This window comes from Citroniella saccharovorans (genome assembly GCF_035481615.1).
GTDB lineage: Bacteria > Bacillota > Clostridia > Tissierellales > Peptoniphilaceae > Citroniella > Citroniella saccharovorans.
Genome location: NZ_JAYKOT010000003.1, coordinates 1,284,719 through 1,298,780, shown reverse-complemented (window position 1 = coordinate 1,298,780; position 14,062 = coordinate 1,284,719). Strand labels below are relative to the sequence as shown.

Annotated in this window: 13 protein-coding genes, 1 other RNA gene and 1 pseudogene; all 15 read left to right on the top strand. The window is 30.5% G+C overall.

The window, feature by feature from the left end; genetic code table 11:
* Window positions 1-60: 60 nt before the first annotated feature.
* The 15 genes and pseudogenes from VLK81_RS08975 to ftcD all read left to right on the top strand — a co-directional run bounded on the left by VLK81_RS08975 (window position 61) and on the right by ftcD (window position 14,057).
* A complete protein-coding gene (locus tag VLK81_RS08975; RefSeq protein ID WP_324620276.1) occupies window positions 61-1,020 on the top strand; it encodes a PhoH family protein in 960 nt (319 codons plus the stop codon).
* Window positions 1,016-1,462 (top strand): rRNA maturation RNase YbeY, encoded by a 447-nt coding sequence (gene ybeY, locus VLK81_RS08970; protein ID WP_378143137.1) that lies wholly within the window; start codon window positions 1,016-1,018, stop codon window positions 1,460-1,462. Before VLK81_RS08975 ends, ybeY begins: the two co-directional genes overlap by 5 nt.
* Window positions 1,459-1,815: a diacylglycerol kinase gene (locus VLK81_RS08965; protein WP_324620274.1), complete on the top strand. Its 357-nt coding sequence runs from the start codon at window positions 1,459-1,461 to the stop codon at window positions 1,813-1,815. Before ybeY ends, VLK81_RS08965 begins: the two co-directional genes overlap by 4 nt.
* A gap of 8 nt (window positions 1,816-1,823) precedes the next feature.
* Window positions 1,824-2,709 (top strand): annotated as a pseudogene (era, locus tag VLK81_RS08960) (GTPase Era).
* Window positions 2,696-3,451 (top strand): DNA repair protein RecO, encoded by a 756-nt coding sequence (recO, locus tag VLK81_RS08955; protein WP_324620273.1) that lies wholly within the window; start codon window positions 2,696-2,698, stop codon window positions 3,449-3,451. The pseudogene era and the gene recO overlap by 14 nt, the downstream one beginning before the upstream one ends.
* Window positions 3,452-3,502: 51 nt before the next feature.
* Window positions 3,503-4,390, top strand: a complete 888-nt coding sequence (gene glyQ / locus VLK81_RS08950; RefSeq protein WP_324620272.1) for a glycine--tRNA ligase subunit alpha — start codon at window positions 3,503-3,505, stop codon at window positions 4,388-4,390.
* Window positions 4,383-6,440: a glycine--tRNA ligase subunit beta gene (gene glyS, locus VLK81_RS08945; protein ID WP_324620271.1), complete on the top strand. Its 2,058-nt coding sequence runs from the start codon at window positions 4,383-4,385 to the stop codon at window positions 6,438-6,440. Before glyQ ends, glyS begins: the two co-directional genes overlap by 8 nt.
* A gap of 18 nt (window positions 6,441-6,458) precedes the next feature.
* A complete protein-coding gene (locus tag VLK81_RS08940; RefSeq protein ID WP_324620270.1) occupies window positions 6,459-7,262 on the top strand; it encodes a pyruvate, water dikinase regulatory protein in 804 nt (267 codons plus the stop codon).
* A 79-nt stretch (window positions 7,263-7,341) separates the two neighbouring features.
* Window positions 7,342-8,379, top strand: coding sequence for a deoxyguanosinetriphosphate triphosphohydrolase (locus tag VLK81_RS08935; protein ID WP_324620269.1), 1,038 nt, complete (start codon window positions 7,342-7,344; stop codon window positions 8,377-8,379).
* Window positions 8,376-10,112 (top strand): DNA primase, encoded by a 1,737-nt coding sequence (dnaG, locus tag VLK81_RS08930; protein WP_324620268.1) that lies wholly within the window; start codon window positions 8,376-8,378, stop codon window positions 10,110-10,112. Before VLK81_RS08935 ends, dnaG begins: the two co-directional genes overlap by 4 nt.
* Window positions 10,113-10,131: 19 nt before the next feature.
* Window positions 10,132-11,337 carry an RNA polymerase sigma factor RpoD gene (rpoD, locus tag VLK81_RS08925; protein WP_324620267.1) on the top strand — a complete coding sequence of 402 codons (1,206 nt, stop codon included), beginning with the start codon at window positions 10,132-10,134 and terminating at the stop codon, window positions 11,335-11,337.
* The gene (locus tag VLK81_RS08920; protein WP_324620266.1) at window positions 11,337-12,008 is read left to right on the top strand and encodes a tRNA (adenine(22)-N(1))-methyltransferase; all 672 of its coding nucleotides are present in this window, start codon (window positions 11,337-11,339) and stop codon (window positions 12,006-12,008) included. Before rpoD ends, VLK81_RS08920 begins: the two co-directional genes overlap by 1 nt.
* Complete coding sequence (locus VLK81_RS08915) at window positions 11,998-12,762, top strand: Nif3-like dinuclear metal center hexameric protein (protein WP_324620265.1); 765 nt, start codon at window positions 11,998-12,000, stop codon at window positions 12,760-12,762. The genes VLK81_RS08920 and VLK81_RS08915 overlap by 11 nt, the downstream gene beginning before the upstream one ends.
* 41 nt (window positions 12,763-12,803) lie before the next feature.
* Window positions 12,804-13,138, top strand: an RNA gene (gene rnpB, locus VLK81_RS08910) — RNase P RNA component class A.
* 37 nt (window positions 13,139-13,175) lie between these two features.
* Window positions 13,176-14,057, top strand: a complete 882-nt coding sequence (gene ftcD / locus VLK81_RS08905; RefSeq protein ID WP_324620264.1) for a glutamate formimidoyltransferase — start codon at window positions 13,176-13,178, stop codon at window positions 14,055-14,057.
* Window positions 14,058-14,062 lie beyond the last annotated feature (5 nt).

Sequence of the window (14,062 nt, the reverse complement as noted above, 5' to 3'; positions counted from 1 at the left end):
TAAGTATTTTTTAAAAAGTATAATTTTTATATGTTATAATTTAGTGAAAGAGGTGAGTTAATGGCTGTAGAAAAAGTAAATATTGAAAATATTGCTTTAACTAAAGAAATATTTGGAAATTTAGATAAAAATACAAAAAGAGTCGAGGAAGAATTTGGTGTAAATATAAGCCTAGATGAAGGCAATATAAAAATAGTGGGTGAAAGTGTAAGTTCAAAAGCAGCAGCAGATGTTTTAAAAAATTTAGAAAAGGCACTTATTGAAAAGGGAAGGCTTGAAGATCAAGACTTAAATTATTATATATCTATGGTGAAAAAAGGTAAAACTGATATTGCATCAAGTCTTCTTCAAGATATTATTTGCCTCAATTCTTATGGAAAACCAATTAGGCCAAAGACAATAGGTCAAAAAGTTTATCTAGATAGTATAGATAATAATGGGATAGTTTTTGGAATTGGACCAGCAGGAACTGGTAAAACTTATTTGGCTATGGCTAAAGCAGTTACAGCTTTCAAAAACAAAGAAGTAAATAGGATTGTTTTAACCAGACCAGCAGTTGAAGCTGGCGAAAGCTTAGGATTTCTTCCAGGAGACTTAAATGAAAAAATTGATCCCTATTTAAGACCTCTCTATGATGCTCTTTTTGACATTATGGGATATGAGAACTATTTAAAATTAAAGGAAAAAAATTTGATTGAAGTTGCTCCACTTGCCTATATGAGGGGAAGAACCTTAGAGTCTTCTTTTGTAATTTTAGATGAAGCACAAAATACTACCAATCAACAAATGAAAATGTTTTTAACTAGGCTTGGATTTGGTTCAAAAGCAATAATTACTGGAGATGTTACTCAAGTAGATTTACCAAGAGGAAAAAAATCTGGATTATTAACTGTTAAAAAGATTCTTGCAGGAATTAAAGGAATATCTTTTTCTTATTTAACTAGAGACGATATAGTAAGGCATCCTTTAGTTCAAAAGATAATTGACGCTTATGAAAAATTTGAGGAAGAAAATGATTAATCTACTTATAGATAATAGGACAGATAAAGAAAACTTAGAAGATATTTTTTTTGAAGATATCTTACTTGCACTTGAGGCTTGTTATAAGGTAGAGGGATTAGAAGGAGACTATGAAATTTCTTTTTCTTTTGTAGGGCCTGAGGAGATTAAAGATTTAAATAAGAATTATAGGGGGAAGGATACTGTTACTGATGTTCTTTCATTCCCCCTAAGCCTTCCAGAAGAGGATCCTGACTATTACTTGGGAGATATAGTTGTTTGCCTAGATAGAGCTAGTGAGCAAGCACTTGAATTTAATCATTCTTTAAAAAGGGAGATTATATATTTAACTATCCATTCCTTTTTTCATCTTTTAGGCTACGACCACATGAATGATTCAGAAAAAAAGATTATGAGAGAAAAAGAAAAGAGTGCTGTTATTGAGGTTGGAGTTTTTAAATGAAAAATAAAAACTTCCTACAATCATTAAAATGCTCTTTTAATGGAATTGTAGCTTATTTTAAGTCTGAAAGAAATGCAAAAATTGAGTTTGTATTTGCTATTTTAGCTTTTGCTTTGGGGATTATTTTTAAGCTTTCAAAAACTGAATTTGCAGTTCTAAGCATTACGATTTTTTTTGTAATTGTAGCTGAAATGATAAATACAGGTCTAGAGAAGACTTTGGACTTAATTGATAAAGATTTCAATAAGGATATTAAATTTATAAAAGATTTATCTGCGGGCTTTGTTCTTTTATCTGCTATTAATTCTATTATTATTTTTTATCTTTTATTTATAGATAAGATTTTGAGGTGATTATATAGATGTTTAAATCAGGCTTTGTAACTATAGTTGGTAGGTCTAATGTTGGTAAATCAACTTTATTAAATGAAGTTTTGGGAGAAAAAAATTTCTATTATTTCAAATAAAGCACAAACTACCAGAAATAAAATAACTTTCATATATACAGACGATGAAGCTCAAATTATTTTTCTTGATACTCCAGGAATTCAAATGCCTAAAAATGAGCTTGGTAAATATCTTTTAAAAGTTAGTGAATCTAGCTTAGAAGATGTAGATATTATTTCCTTTATGGTTGAGCCAGGCAAACTTTTAGGTAGGCTCGATTCTTATATTTTTGATGAGATTAAAAAAGTAGCGTGTAAAAAAATATTGATTTTAAACAAAGTGGATTTACTAGAGGAAGACGAGATTGAATCTATAGTAAAATTCTATGAAGATTTAAATATATTCGAAAAAGTAATTCCAATGTCTGCTTTAAATTCTACCGGTGTAGATGAGTTTGTAAACACGATTAAAAGTCTTTTAAATGAAGGGCCAAAATACTATCCTGAAGATATGATTACAGAAAGTCCTGAAAGATTTATAGTCTCTGAAATTATTAGAGAAAAGATTTTAAATAATATGGAAGATGAAATTCCGCATGGAGTTCAGGTAGAGGTTGAATCTATGAAAGATAGAGAAGATAAAGACCTGGTAGATATTCACGCGACAATCCATGTAGAGAAAAAAAGTCATAAGCCTATGGTTATTGGAAAAAATGGAAGTAAAATTTCTATAATAGGAAGAGAAGCTAGACTTGATATTGAGAAATTCCTTGGAACTAAGGTTAATTTACAGCTTTGGGTAAAGGTTACTAAGGATTGGAGAAGCAAGGAAAGCATGGTTAAAAATTTTGGATATAAATAAGGGAGAAGAAATTATAGTTTTAAAAGCGAGTAGATATTCTGAGAGTTCGCTAATGGTAAGGGCATATTCCAAAAATCTAGGTCTAATAACTATAAATGCTAGAGGAGCTTCTAGAAAAAATTCTAAAATAGCTAAATTTTTTAATGAATTTACAGTCTCAAAACTTGATCTTAAAAAAAGTAAAAACTATTACTATGTTCAAGATGGAGAAGTTATAAATAGTAATTTTTCTCTTTCAAAAAATCCTAGGGCAGTAGTTTTGGCTAGTTTTTTTGCTGAAATTATTTTAAGGTCCATTTATGATGAAGAGGAAAATGAGTTTATTTTTCACCTTTTAGAAAAGAGCATTGAAGCTGTAAATTATAATTTTTCTAAGCTTATTTTCCTTTCTTTTTCAATAAAATTTTTAGCTGTTTCAGGATTTAAAAAAGATTTTTCTTGTAAAATATGTGGGGAGCGTAAAGACCTCTACTACTCATTGGTGGAAAATTTATTTTACTGTGAAAAAGATAAGGATAAAGCTAGAAATGTAAAGCTTTATAAAATAAATAATTTAGAGTTAAAAGTAATAAACACTATCCTACATAGGAAAATTAGTCAAGCTAAAAATTATGAAAAATATTTAAAAGAAGAAGAAATTAGGTATCTAAATAGTATTTTTCTAAAAATTCTATTAGTAGAATTTGAGCTAAATACATTAAATAGTATTAATTGGCTTAAAAAATATGAATTTATTTTATAAGCTTGAAAAAATATCGTTTCTAGAATAAAATTAAGGAATGGAGGGAATATAATGTATTTTCAAGATATAATGATGAATCTTTTAAAATATTGGGCAAGTAAGGGCTGCACAATATTAGAACCTTATGATGTGGAAAAAGGTGCGGGAACTATGTCTGTTCACACTTTTCTAAGGGCGATTGGAAAAGAGCCATGGAAAGCTTGTTATGTTGAGCCTTCAAGAAGGCCAGCTGATGGAAGATATGGAGAAAATCCAAACAGACTCTATCAGCATCATCAAATGCAGGTGCTTTTAAAACCTGCACCAAAGGATATTCAAGAACTTTATCTAGAATCACTTGAGGCATTAGGCATTGATAAAACTGTTCATGACATTAGATTTGTTGAGGATAACTGGGAATCTCCAACTCTAGGAGCTTGGGGACTTGGCTGGGAAGTTTGGCTTGATGGTATGGAAATTACTCAATTTACCTATTTTCAACAAGTAGGAGGCCTAGCAGTTGATTTAGTTTCTGGTGAGATTACCTACGGATTAGAGAGAATTGCTATGTATTTACAAAATGTAGATAATATTTATGACCTTAAGTGGAATGAAGATTTCACTTATGGAGATATTTTTAAACAACCAGAGTATGAGCATTCAAAATATTCTTTTGAAACTTGTAACAGTGATATGTTAAAAGAAACTTTTGATAAATTTGAAAAAGAATCACTAGAAACTATGGAAAAAGGTTTAGTTTATCCAGCTTATGATTACGTTTTAAAATGCTCACACATTTTTAATGTTCTAGATGCAAGAGGAGCTATTGGGGTTTCAGAAAGAAGCCACTATATTCAAAGAGTTAGAAATCTTTCTAAACAAGTTGCTATAAGTCAATATAAGAAAAGAGAAGAATTAGGTTTTCCAATATTGGCAAGAAGAGGTGGTATAAATGCATAACTATTTATTTGAAATTGGCGTGGAAGAATTTCCACATGCATATATAAAATCTACAACTAATCAGCTTATAGAAAATACAAATAAGCTATTAATGGATAGTTTAACTTATGAAAAAATTGAAGTTAAATCTACTCCTAGAAGATTTGCCCTATTTATTTGGGGAATAGAGGAAAAAGAGCTTGATAATAAAGAACTTGTTCGTGGCCCAGCTAAAAAAATTGCCTTTAGCGAAGATAATGAACCATCAAAAGCACTTTTAGGTTTTTTAAAATCTCAAAATAAGAATCTCGAAGATGTCATTATTAAAGATTTAAAGGGAACTGAATATGTATATATAGAAAAAATACCAAAAGCAAAACCGGTAAAAGAAATTCTTAAAGAAGCTATGCCTGAACTTATTAAGTCACTAAACTTTCCTAGGAATATGAAATGGGATGAAAGTGAATTTAAATTTGCAAGGCCTATAAGATGGCTAGTTTCAATTTACGATAATGAGCCTTTAGAATTTGAGTTTATTGGGCTAAAGGCTTCAAATATAACTAGAGGTCATAGAACTTTAGGTAAAAGTGAAGTTTTAGTTGAAGATGTAGAGTCTTACGAAAAAGTTCTTAAAGAAAACGGAGTTATTGTTGATAGGGAGAAAAGAAGAAATATAATTGTTCAAAAGGCCAACAGGCTTGCCAAAGAAAAGGGCGGATCTCTACTTTACGATGAGGATCTTATTGAGGAAGTTATAGATATAAATGAATATCCAACTCCGCTTATTGGAAATATAAACCCAAAATATTTATCATTACCTAAAGAAGTTGTTATAACTCCTATGAAAGATCACCAAAGATTTTTCCCAGTTCTTTCAGAAGAAAATGAACTTCTTCCATATTTTATAACTGTTAGAAATGGTGATGAAAAGGGATTAGACATTGTTAAGGCGGGCAATGAAAAGGTACTAGAACCTAGACTTGAAGATGCTAAATTTTTCTATGATGAGGATCTTAAAAAGCCTTTAGATTATTATAATGAAATTTTAAAAACTGCAACTTTTCATGAAAAACTTGGCTCAATTTATGATAAAGCACAAAGAGAAGTTGTTCTATCATCAAATATTGCTAGACTTTTAGAAGTTGGCGATGAAACTGAAAAGACTGTAAAAAGAGCTGCTGAAATCTCCAAGGCTGATTTAGTTACTAAACTTGTTGTAGAGTTTACAGAACTTGAAGGAATTATGGGTATGATATATGCCAAAGCTAGTGGAGAAAATGATAGGGTATCAACTGCAATTATGGAAAGCTATATGCCTAGATCATCAGGTAAAGACCTTCCTGAAACTACAGCTGGTAAGATACTCGCAATTGCTACAAAACTTGATAGTATTGTAGGTATGTACTCTGTAGGTTTAAAAGTAACTGGATCTAAAGATCAATTTGGCTTAAGAAGAAAGGCTCTTGGAATTATTAGGATAATTCTTGAAAATGGACTTGATCTTGATCTTGAAAAAATCGTTTCAGATAGCTTATATATCTATCTTGAAAAAAATGAACTTGTTTTTGACTATGATGAAACAAAGAAAGAAGTTTTGGAATTCTTTAAGCAAAGATTAGAAGTTTTACTTAAGGAAAAGTTTAGGTATGATGTTGTAGATTCAGCTTTACAGACAAGTGACTATAAAATCTCCACTATTTATGAAAAGACAAAAGCTTTAAATAAATTCTTAGAAGATGGTGGAAGTATAGAAGCTGGTGAAAGACTTGAAAATATAGTAAAAGATAATGAGGATACTGATATATATAAGGACTTATTATCAGATACTTATGAAAAAAACTTGTTTAACTCTATTCCTAGAATTGAAGAGATTGATGATTTAATATTAGCTCAAGATTTTGAAAAGGCCTTTGAAATTTACTCTGAAATAAGTTCTATTATAAATTCTTTTTTAGATAATGTAATTGTAAATGCTGATGATGAAAATATAAGGAGAAATAGGCTAAATTTAGTAACTAAATTTTCTCAAACAATAGGAAAGTTATTTAGTGCAAAAGCTATAATAAAATAATTATAAGGAGGTGGGAAATTGTCTAGAACTATAAGGGTGCTTTCAGATTCAGTTGGCGAAACAGGGGAAAATTTTGTCCATGCCATTATGAAGCAATTTCCAGATGAAAAATATAAGATAGTAAGATATTCTAATACAACAAATGAAGGACAGGTCGATGATATTTTAGCTTCATGCGAACCAAATGATCTTATTATTGCAACGATAGTTATTAGTAACTTAAGAAATTATTTAATTGGCAAGTCTAGAGAAAGAGGCCTTTATTGTTTTGACATAGTTGGCGGACCTCTTACTCAGCTTGAGAAAGTTTTTAATAAAAAGGCGATTGAAAGGCCAGGGGCAATAAGAGAGTTAGATGATGAGTATTTTGACAAGATAAAAGCTATAGAATTTACTATTAAATATGATGATGGTAAAGATCCTAGAGGCATTATGGATGCAGATATTGTTCTTTTAGGAGTATCAAGAACAAGTAAGACTCCAACCTCCATGTATTTAGCAAATAAAGGATATAAGGTTGTAAATGTTCCACTCGTTCCAGAAATTACTCCTCCAAAAGAAATTTTCTTAAAAGATCCAAGAAGGATAATTGGACTTGTATTAGATCCTGTTAAACTAAATAGGATTAGAGAGAAAAGACTTATTGCACTTGGTATAGAGGATAATTCACTTTATGCAAATGATGAGAGGATAAGAAAAGAGCTTTCTTATGCTTATGAATTATTTGACAAATTGGGTGTTAGAATAATAGATGTTACAAACTCATCTATAGAAAAGACAGCCTCTACTATTATAGATATTATGAAAAAATTGTTTCCTTAAAAAATATGTGGGCAAAATTTTTAATTTTGCCCACTTTTTACATAAAAAGGGGTATAAAGAGATTGAGTGGAGTGAGTTTATGAAATTAGATATTAGACAGAGAATTTTAGATGATAGGGAAAAAATATATTCTAAATATGCTTTTTTAGATAGAAACTCTAAAGGCAGAGTATATGAAGAGAGTCCATCAGAGGTGAGGGGAGATTTTCAAAGAGACAGGGATAGAATTATTCACTCTAAATCTTTTAGGAGGCTTAAACACAAAACACAGGTTTTTATTTCTCCTGAGATTGATCATTATAGAACTAGACTTACACATACGCTTGAAGTTTGCCAGATAGCAAGAACTATTGCTAGAGGATTAAGGCTCAATGAAGATTTAGTTGAGGCTATTGCACTTGGCCATGATTTAGGTCATACGCCATTTGGACATATTGGTGAAGAGGCTTTGAATAAACTTAATCCTAATGGATTTAAACACTATCTTCAATCAAAAAAAGTCGTAGAGTACTTAGAAAGAACGCAAAAGCCTTATCCTGGACTTAATCTAACCTTTGAGGTAATAGATGGAATTGTAAATCACAGTAAAGATAGATTGGCAAAAACTCTTGAAGGAAAACTTGTAAAATATTCTGATAGAATTGCCTATATAAATCACGATTTTGATGATGCAAAAAGAGCTGGAATTCTTAAGGATGAGGATATTCCATTAAATATAAGAAAAACTTTGGGATATAAGGGTTCAGATAGACTTGACACATTAGTTAAAGATATTATTTACAACTCTTATGATAAGGATTTTATTGCTATGTCAAAAGAGGTAGAAAAAAGTATGGCTGAACTTAGAGAGTTTATGTTTGAAAGAGTTTATTTAGACAAAAAAGTAAAAAAAGAGGCTAAAAAGGCTGAGTTTATTCTTGAACAGATATATAATTATTATCTTAAAGATCTAAGTCGTCTTCCAAAATCTCATTTGGAAATTTATGAAAAATATAAGGATGATGATCAGTCCGATCATAGAATTGTTACGGATTATGTGGCGGGTATGACAGATAAGTATGCAAGCTATATTTTTTCTGATCTCTTTATTCCTAAATCTTGGGGGTATGAGAATTGAGATTTTCAAAAGATTTAGTTCAGAGGGCAAAAGAATCTACAAATATTGTCGATTATGTTGGTAGATTTGTTGAATTAAAAAGAACTGGGAAAAATTATAAAGGACTTTGTCCTTTTCATAAGGAAAAAACGCCTTCTTTTGTTGTTTCTGAAGAAAATCAGTATTTTAAATGCTTTGGCTGCGGAAAGTCTGGAGATATAATAAGTTTTATTATGCTTAGGGATAATTTATCTTTTTCTGAAGCAGTTGGTCAGCTTTTGGATGATTTAGGCATCAGCCATGAAGATTCTGGTGGAGATTTTAGAGATTATAAAAGGGAGAAGCTTTTATATAGAATTAATAAGGAAGCTGCAAGGTTTTTCTATAAGTCACTTTTTCAATATAAAAATCCGCTAAATTATTTGAAGGAAAGAGGACTAGGCTTAGCAGAGGTAAATAAATTTTTTATAGGATATGCTGATAGTTCATGGGATTCACTTTATAACTACTTTCATAGCCATGGAGTAAAAGATGAAGATTTAATTGAACTTGGACTAGTTGGAAGGTCTGAATCTGGAAAAATTTATGATAAATATAGGGATAGGATCATTTTCCCAATTTTAGATAAAAATAGGAGGTTTATAGGCTTTGGTGGTAGGGATATTTCTTTTAAATCCAAGGCTAAATATATTAATTCTAAGGAGAGCTTAATTTACCATAAGGGATCTTCTCTTTATGCTATTGATAAAATTTATAAGTCTAACAATAGAGAAAAAATTCTTTTGGTAGAAGGGTATATTGATGTTATATCCCTACACAGTATGGGTATAGATTATGCGATAGCAGCTTTAGGTACAGCTCTTACAAACTCTCAGGCAAAACTTATAAAAAGACTTGCGAAAGAGATTTATATTTGTTATGACGACGATAATGCTGGCCAGAATGCCGCTTTAAAAGCTATAGATGTTTTTAAAGAAATTTCTATTTCTCCAAAGATTGTTACTTTGGAAGGTGGACTAGATCCTGATGAATATGTAAAGGAATATGGCAAGGAAGGATTTGAATTAAGACTAGAAAATGCAATTGATTCTAAAGATTTTCTTTTAAATAATATTCTTAAAAACTTTGATAGTAAAGATGACAGAAAGCTAAGAGAAGTTCTTTTTAAATTAAAAGATTTTTTAAATTTTCTTCCATCTGAAATTCAAAGAGATGACTACTTAAGGATTATTTCTGAAAAAACTGGAATTGATGAAAATTCTTTAAGAAAAGACATAAATGCTATTAAAGATATAAAAAAAGATCTAAATAGCAAGGAAGATAATTTAGATATCTTAAAGAAAGACCTAGATGAGTATTTTAAAACAGCCCTTTATTTTTCAATTGAGGACCCGAAAAAATTAAGTGAAATATATAAAATGGATTATTTTATAAGCGAATATAATCTAAGAGAGATTCTAGAAAAGCTTTTAACTTTACAAGACTTACCTTTTAATGATAAAATAGAAAAGTTATCTTCTGATATAGATGATGAAGAAATTAAAATTTTCTTAAGAACTCTTTACGAGGGCTATGTAAGGAGTAACTTGTTTTTTGAGTTTTCTCTTAGGCTTAAAAATTTAAATCTTAGTCTAGAGAAGAAAAAACTACAAAGAGATTTAAGTTTAATTGATTCTTTAGATGATAAAGAAGATGAAAAAATCGAGATTCTAAGAAGAATTTTTGAAATTGATATGATTCTTAGAAAGAGATAATCCATAGGAAGGAGTTTATATGACTGAGATTAATTTTGAAGAATATGATGAGATAAAAAGTCAGATATTAGAGGATCTTAAATTGCTTGGAGAAGAAAGTGGTATAATTCTTTATTCTAAGTTTGAAAATGTTGAGGGAATATCTGAGCTTTCAGATGAAGAACTTGAAGATATAAAAAAAGAACTCTTAAATATGGGTTATGAACTTGAGGAAGATGACGAAATAGAAAAAGAAGACTCAAGTGATGATTTCGACGATGATGAGAAGGAAGAAAGTGACGAAGACGACATTGAAGAAGATGAATCACTTTTTGAAGATGATGAAGATATAGATGATGATGGGAAAAAATCTAAGCCGAATGATATTCTTAAGAAGGCACAAAACATTTCCTCTTATTCAGTAGAAGATCCTGTTAAGATGTACCTTAAGGAAATAGGCAAAATTCCTCTATTAACTGCCGAAGAAGAAGTTAGCCTAGCTAAGAGAATGGAAGAGGGAGATATTAAAGCCAAAAGAAGACTTGCTGAAACTAATCTTAGACTAGTTGTAAGTATTGCTAAAAGATATGTTGGTAGGGGAATGCAGTTTTTAGATCTTATTCAAGAAGGCAATATGGGGCTAATGAAAGCTGTGGATAAATTTGATTATACTAGAGGTTTTAAATTTTCAACTTATGCAACATGGTGGATTAGACAGGCTATAACTAGAGCGATTGCAGATCAGTCTAGAACAATTAGAATTCCTGTTCACATGGTTGAAACTATTAATAAGCTTGTTAGAGTTCAAAGACAACTACTTCAAGAACTTGGACGTGATCCAACTAATGCAGAAATAGCTAAGGAAATGGGAATTGACGAACAAAGGGTTAGAGAAGTTAGAAAGATTGCACAAGAACCAGTTTCTTTAGAAACTCCAATAGGAGAAGAGGAAGATTCTCATCTTGGAGATTTTATAGAAGATGAAACAGCAGTTGCTCCAGATGAAGCTGCTAACTATACTATGCTTAGAGAAAAACTAGATGAAATTTTATCAACCTTAACTGATAGGGAGAGAAAGGTTTTAGAATTACGTTTTGGGTTAACTGATGGCACACCTAGAACATTAGAAGAAGTTGGAAAAGAATTTGATGTAACAAGAGAGAGAATTCGTCAAATTGAAGCAAAGGCTTTAAGAAAATTAAAGCATCCATCAAGAAGTCAAAAATTAAAGGATTTCTTAGAATAATGAATATAAGTAAAAGACTTAAAGAGGTAAGTAACTTAATTGAAAAGGAATCATCTATACTAGATGTTGGAACTGATCATGGTTATCTTCCTCTTTTTTTAGAAGAAAATAGAAATTTTGAAAAAATCGTAGCAACAGATATTTCTATAGACTCTTTAAATAAATTAAAATCTAAACTAGATAAAAATTCTAAGATAGAAACAAAACTACAAGACGGCTTGGAATATTTAATTGATAATGAAGCTGAGTATGTTAGTATTTGCGGCATGGGGGCAAGACTTATAATAAATATTTTGGAAAAAGCTAAGCCTTACAGGGAAAAAGCCAAGTATTATATATTTCAGCCCAATACAACTATTTATGAACTTAGAGAATATTTACTAATTAATGGGTTTAAGATTTTAGATGAGGTAAGCGTAGTCGAGGATGGATACTACTACAATATAATTAAAGCTACTTTTGGACAGAAAGAAGATTATAAGGATTATGAGTTAAAATACTCAAAAATTTTACTTGAAAAAAAAGATAAAAACACCTTAAATTATTTAAAAAAAGAAAAGGATAGGTATATTTTTATTAGAGAAAAAGAAAATATATCTGATAATAGAAAAAAGCAAATAGAGAAGGAATTAATTTTAATCGAAAGGGCATTAAAAAGATATGAATTATAAAGATTTAATTAAAGAATTTGAAAAATTTGCTCCACTTTATCTCCAAGAGGATTTTGACAACTCCGGACTTCAAATATCTCCTTTGGAGGAAGAAGTAACAAAAGCAGTAGTTAGTTTAAATTTAGATAGACACTCTCTAGAGCTTGCAAGGAGTAGAGGGGCAAATATGATTTTTACTCATCATCCACCATTTTTTTTAAAACATAGAAATCTAAATGATGATCTTTTCATAAAAGAATTTATAAAGCAAGCTATAAGAGAAGGAATTGGCGTCTATTCAGCCCACACAAATTTAGATGCGTGTAAGGGAGGTTTAAGTGATTATTTAGGAGAGATTCTTGGATTTAATTTTTCAAATATTATATTAGAAAATGATAGAGGCTGCGGCTATGGAAGGTATGGGGAAAAAGAATTTGAAAGTCTTCCATTTTTAGCAAATTATGTTAAGGAGAAACTAAATTCTAATTCATGCTATTTCGTAGATGCAGGCGTAAAGCCAAATAAAATTGGATATATTCCTGGCTCTGGTGATGATTTTATTGGAGAATGCATTGAAAAAGGAATCGACACACTTATATCATCTGAATTTGGAGAGTTTGAAATTTTTTGGGCAAGTGAATCAAAACTTAATTTAATAGATGTTGGCCATTTTCCATCAGAAAATATTGTCGTAGATATTTTCAAAAATTTTTTAGAAAACTTTAATATCGAAGTTTTTGTAAATAAGAAAAAAGATATAAGAATTTCTATTTAGAATCTTTAATATTTAAAGAGAAAATGGTATTATATATGTGTAGAGTAGTTCAGATAATCGCGGCTTAGCCGAGGAAAGTCCGTGCACCATAGAGCAGGATGCTGGATAACGTCCAGTGAAGGCGACTTTAAGGATAGTGCAACAGAGATAAACCGCTAGAAAATTCTAGTAAGGGTGGAAAGGCGAGGTAAGAGCTCACCATGGCCCTTGGTGACTTGGGTCATCTGTAAACCCCATCCGGTGCAAGATCGAATTAATCAAAAAAACTGGTTGCTCGTCAGTGATTATAAGGTGGATCGCTTGAGCTTTTTGGCAACAAAAAGACTAGATAGATGATTATCAAATACAGAACACGGCTTATAGAATTTCTCTATATTTTTCTAGCTAGTTAAAATATGATAGGAGGATTTTTTATGAAAGTATTAATGACAGAGGTAAACTTTAGTGAAGGAAAAGATGAAAATAAAATTTCACAAATAAAAGATGCACTAACTTCAGTTGAAAATATTGAAATACTTGAACTTAATTCAGATCCAAACCACAACAGATCAGTTTTCACTTACAAGGGTAGTCCAGAAGATGTATTAGAAGCAACTAAGAGACTATCTAAAAAAGCTGTTGAATTAATTGACATGACTGTTCAAAAGGGATCTCACCCAAGACAAGGAGCAATTGACGTAGTTCCATTTATTCCAGTTAAAGATGTGACAACAGAAGAAGCAGTAGAAATAGCAAGAAAATATGGTAAATTCTTAGGAGATGAACTTGGAGTTCCTGTTTACTATTATGAAGATGCAGCTACTCGTGAAGATAGAAAATCACTTCCAAAAATTAGAAAAGGTGAATATGAAGCACTAGAAGAAAAAATGAAAGACGAAAATTGGAGACCAGACGAAGGACCATTTGAATTTAATAAAAAATCTGGGGCTACTGTTACAGGTGCAAGATTTCCTCTAATTGCTTTTAATATTAATATTGACACAGAAGATATAGAAATTGGAAAGAAAATTGTAAAGACTGTAAGAGAAAAAACTGGCGGTTACAAATATGTTAGAGCCATCGCTCTTGAAATTCCAGACAGAAAGTGCGTTCAAGTTTCTATGAATTTAACTAACTATGAAAAAACTGCTATTCACAGAGTTTTTGAAACAATCAAATTTGAACTTACTAGATATAATGTAAATATTATTGATTCAGAACTTGTAGGTCCAGTTCCAGTTTATGCTATGACTGAACTTCTACAATTCTATATCAAACTTACAGATAATTTCTCAGCTGAACAATTTTATATGTAAGGAAA

What these genes read in the sequence shown, in the direction of transcription:
- VLK81_RS08915 (WP_324620265.1), top strand. Translation starts at nt 11,998, where the DNA reads ATGAATTATAAAGATTTAATTAAAGAATTTGAAAAATTTGCTCCACTT.
- VLK81_RS08920 (WP_324620266.1), top strand. Translation starts at nt 11,337, where the DNA reads ATGAATATAAGTAAAAGACTTAAAGAGGTAAGTAACTTAATTGAAAAG.
- VLK81_RS08935 (WP_324620269.1), top strand. Translation starts at nt 7,342, where the DNA reads ATGAAATTAGATATTAGACAGAGAATTTTAGATGATAGGGAAAAAATA.
- rpoD (WP_324620267.1), top strand. Translation starts at nt 10,132, where the DNA reads ATGACTGAGATTAATTTTGAAGAATATGATGAGATAAAAAGTCAGATA.
- glyQ (WP_324620272.1), top strand. Translation starts at nt 3,503, where the DNA reads ATGTATTTTCAAGATATAATGATGAATCTTTTAAAATATTGGGCAAGT.
- glyS (WP_324620271.1), top strand. Translation starts at nt 4,383, where the DNA reads ATGCATAACTATTTATTTGAAATTGGCGTGGAAGAATTTCCACATGCA.
- VLK81_RS08975 (WP_324620276.1), top strand. Translation starts at nt 61, where the DNA reads ATGGCTGTAGAAAAAGTAAATATTGAAAATATTGCTTTAACTAAAGAA.
- VLK81_RS08965 (WP_324620274.1), top strand. Translation starts at nt 1,459, where the DNA reads ATGAAAAATAAAAACTTCCTACAATCATTAAAATGCTCTTTTAATGGA.
- ftcD (WP_324620264.1), top strand. Translation starts at nt 13,176, where the DNA reads ATGAAAGTATTAATGACAGAGGTAAACTTTAGTGAAGGAAAAGATGAA.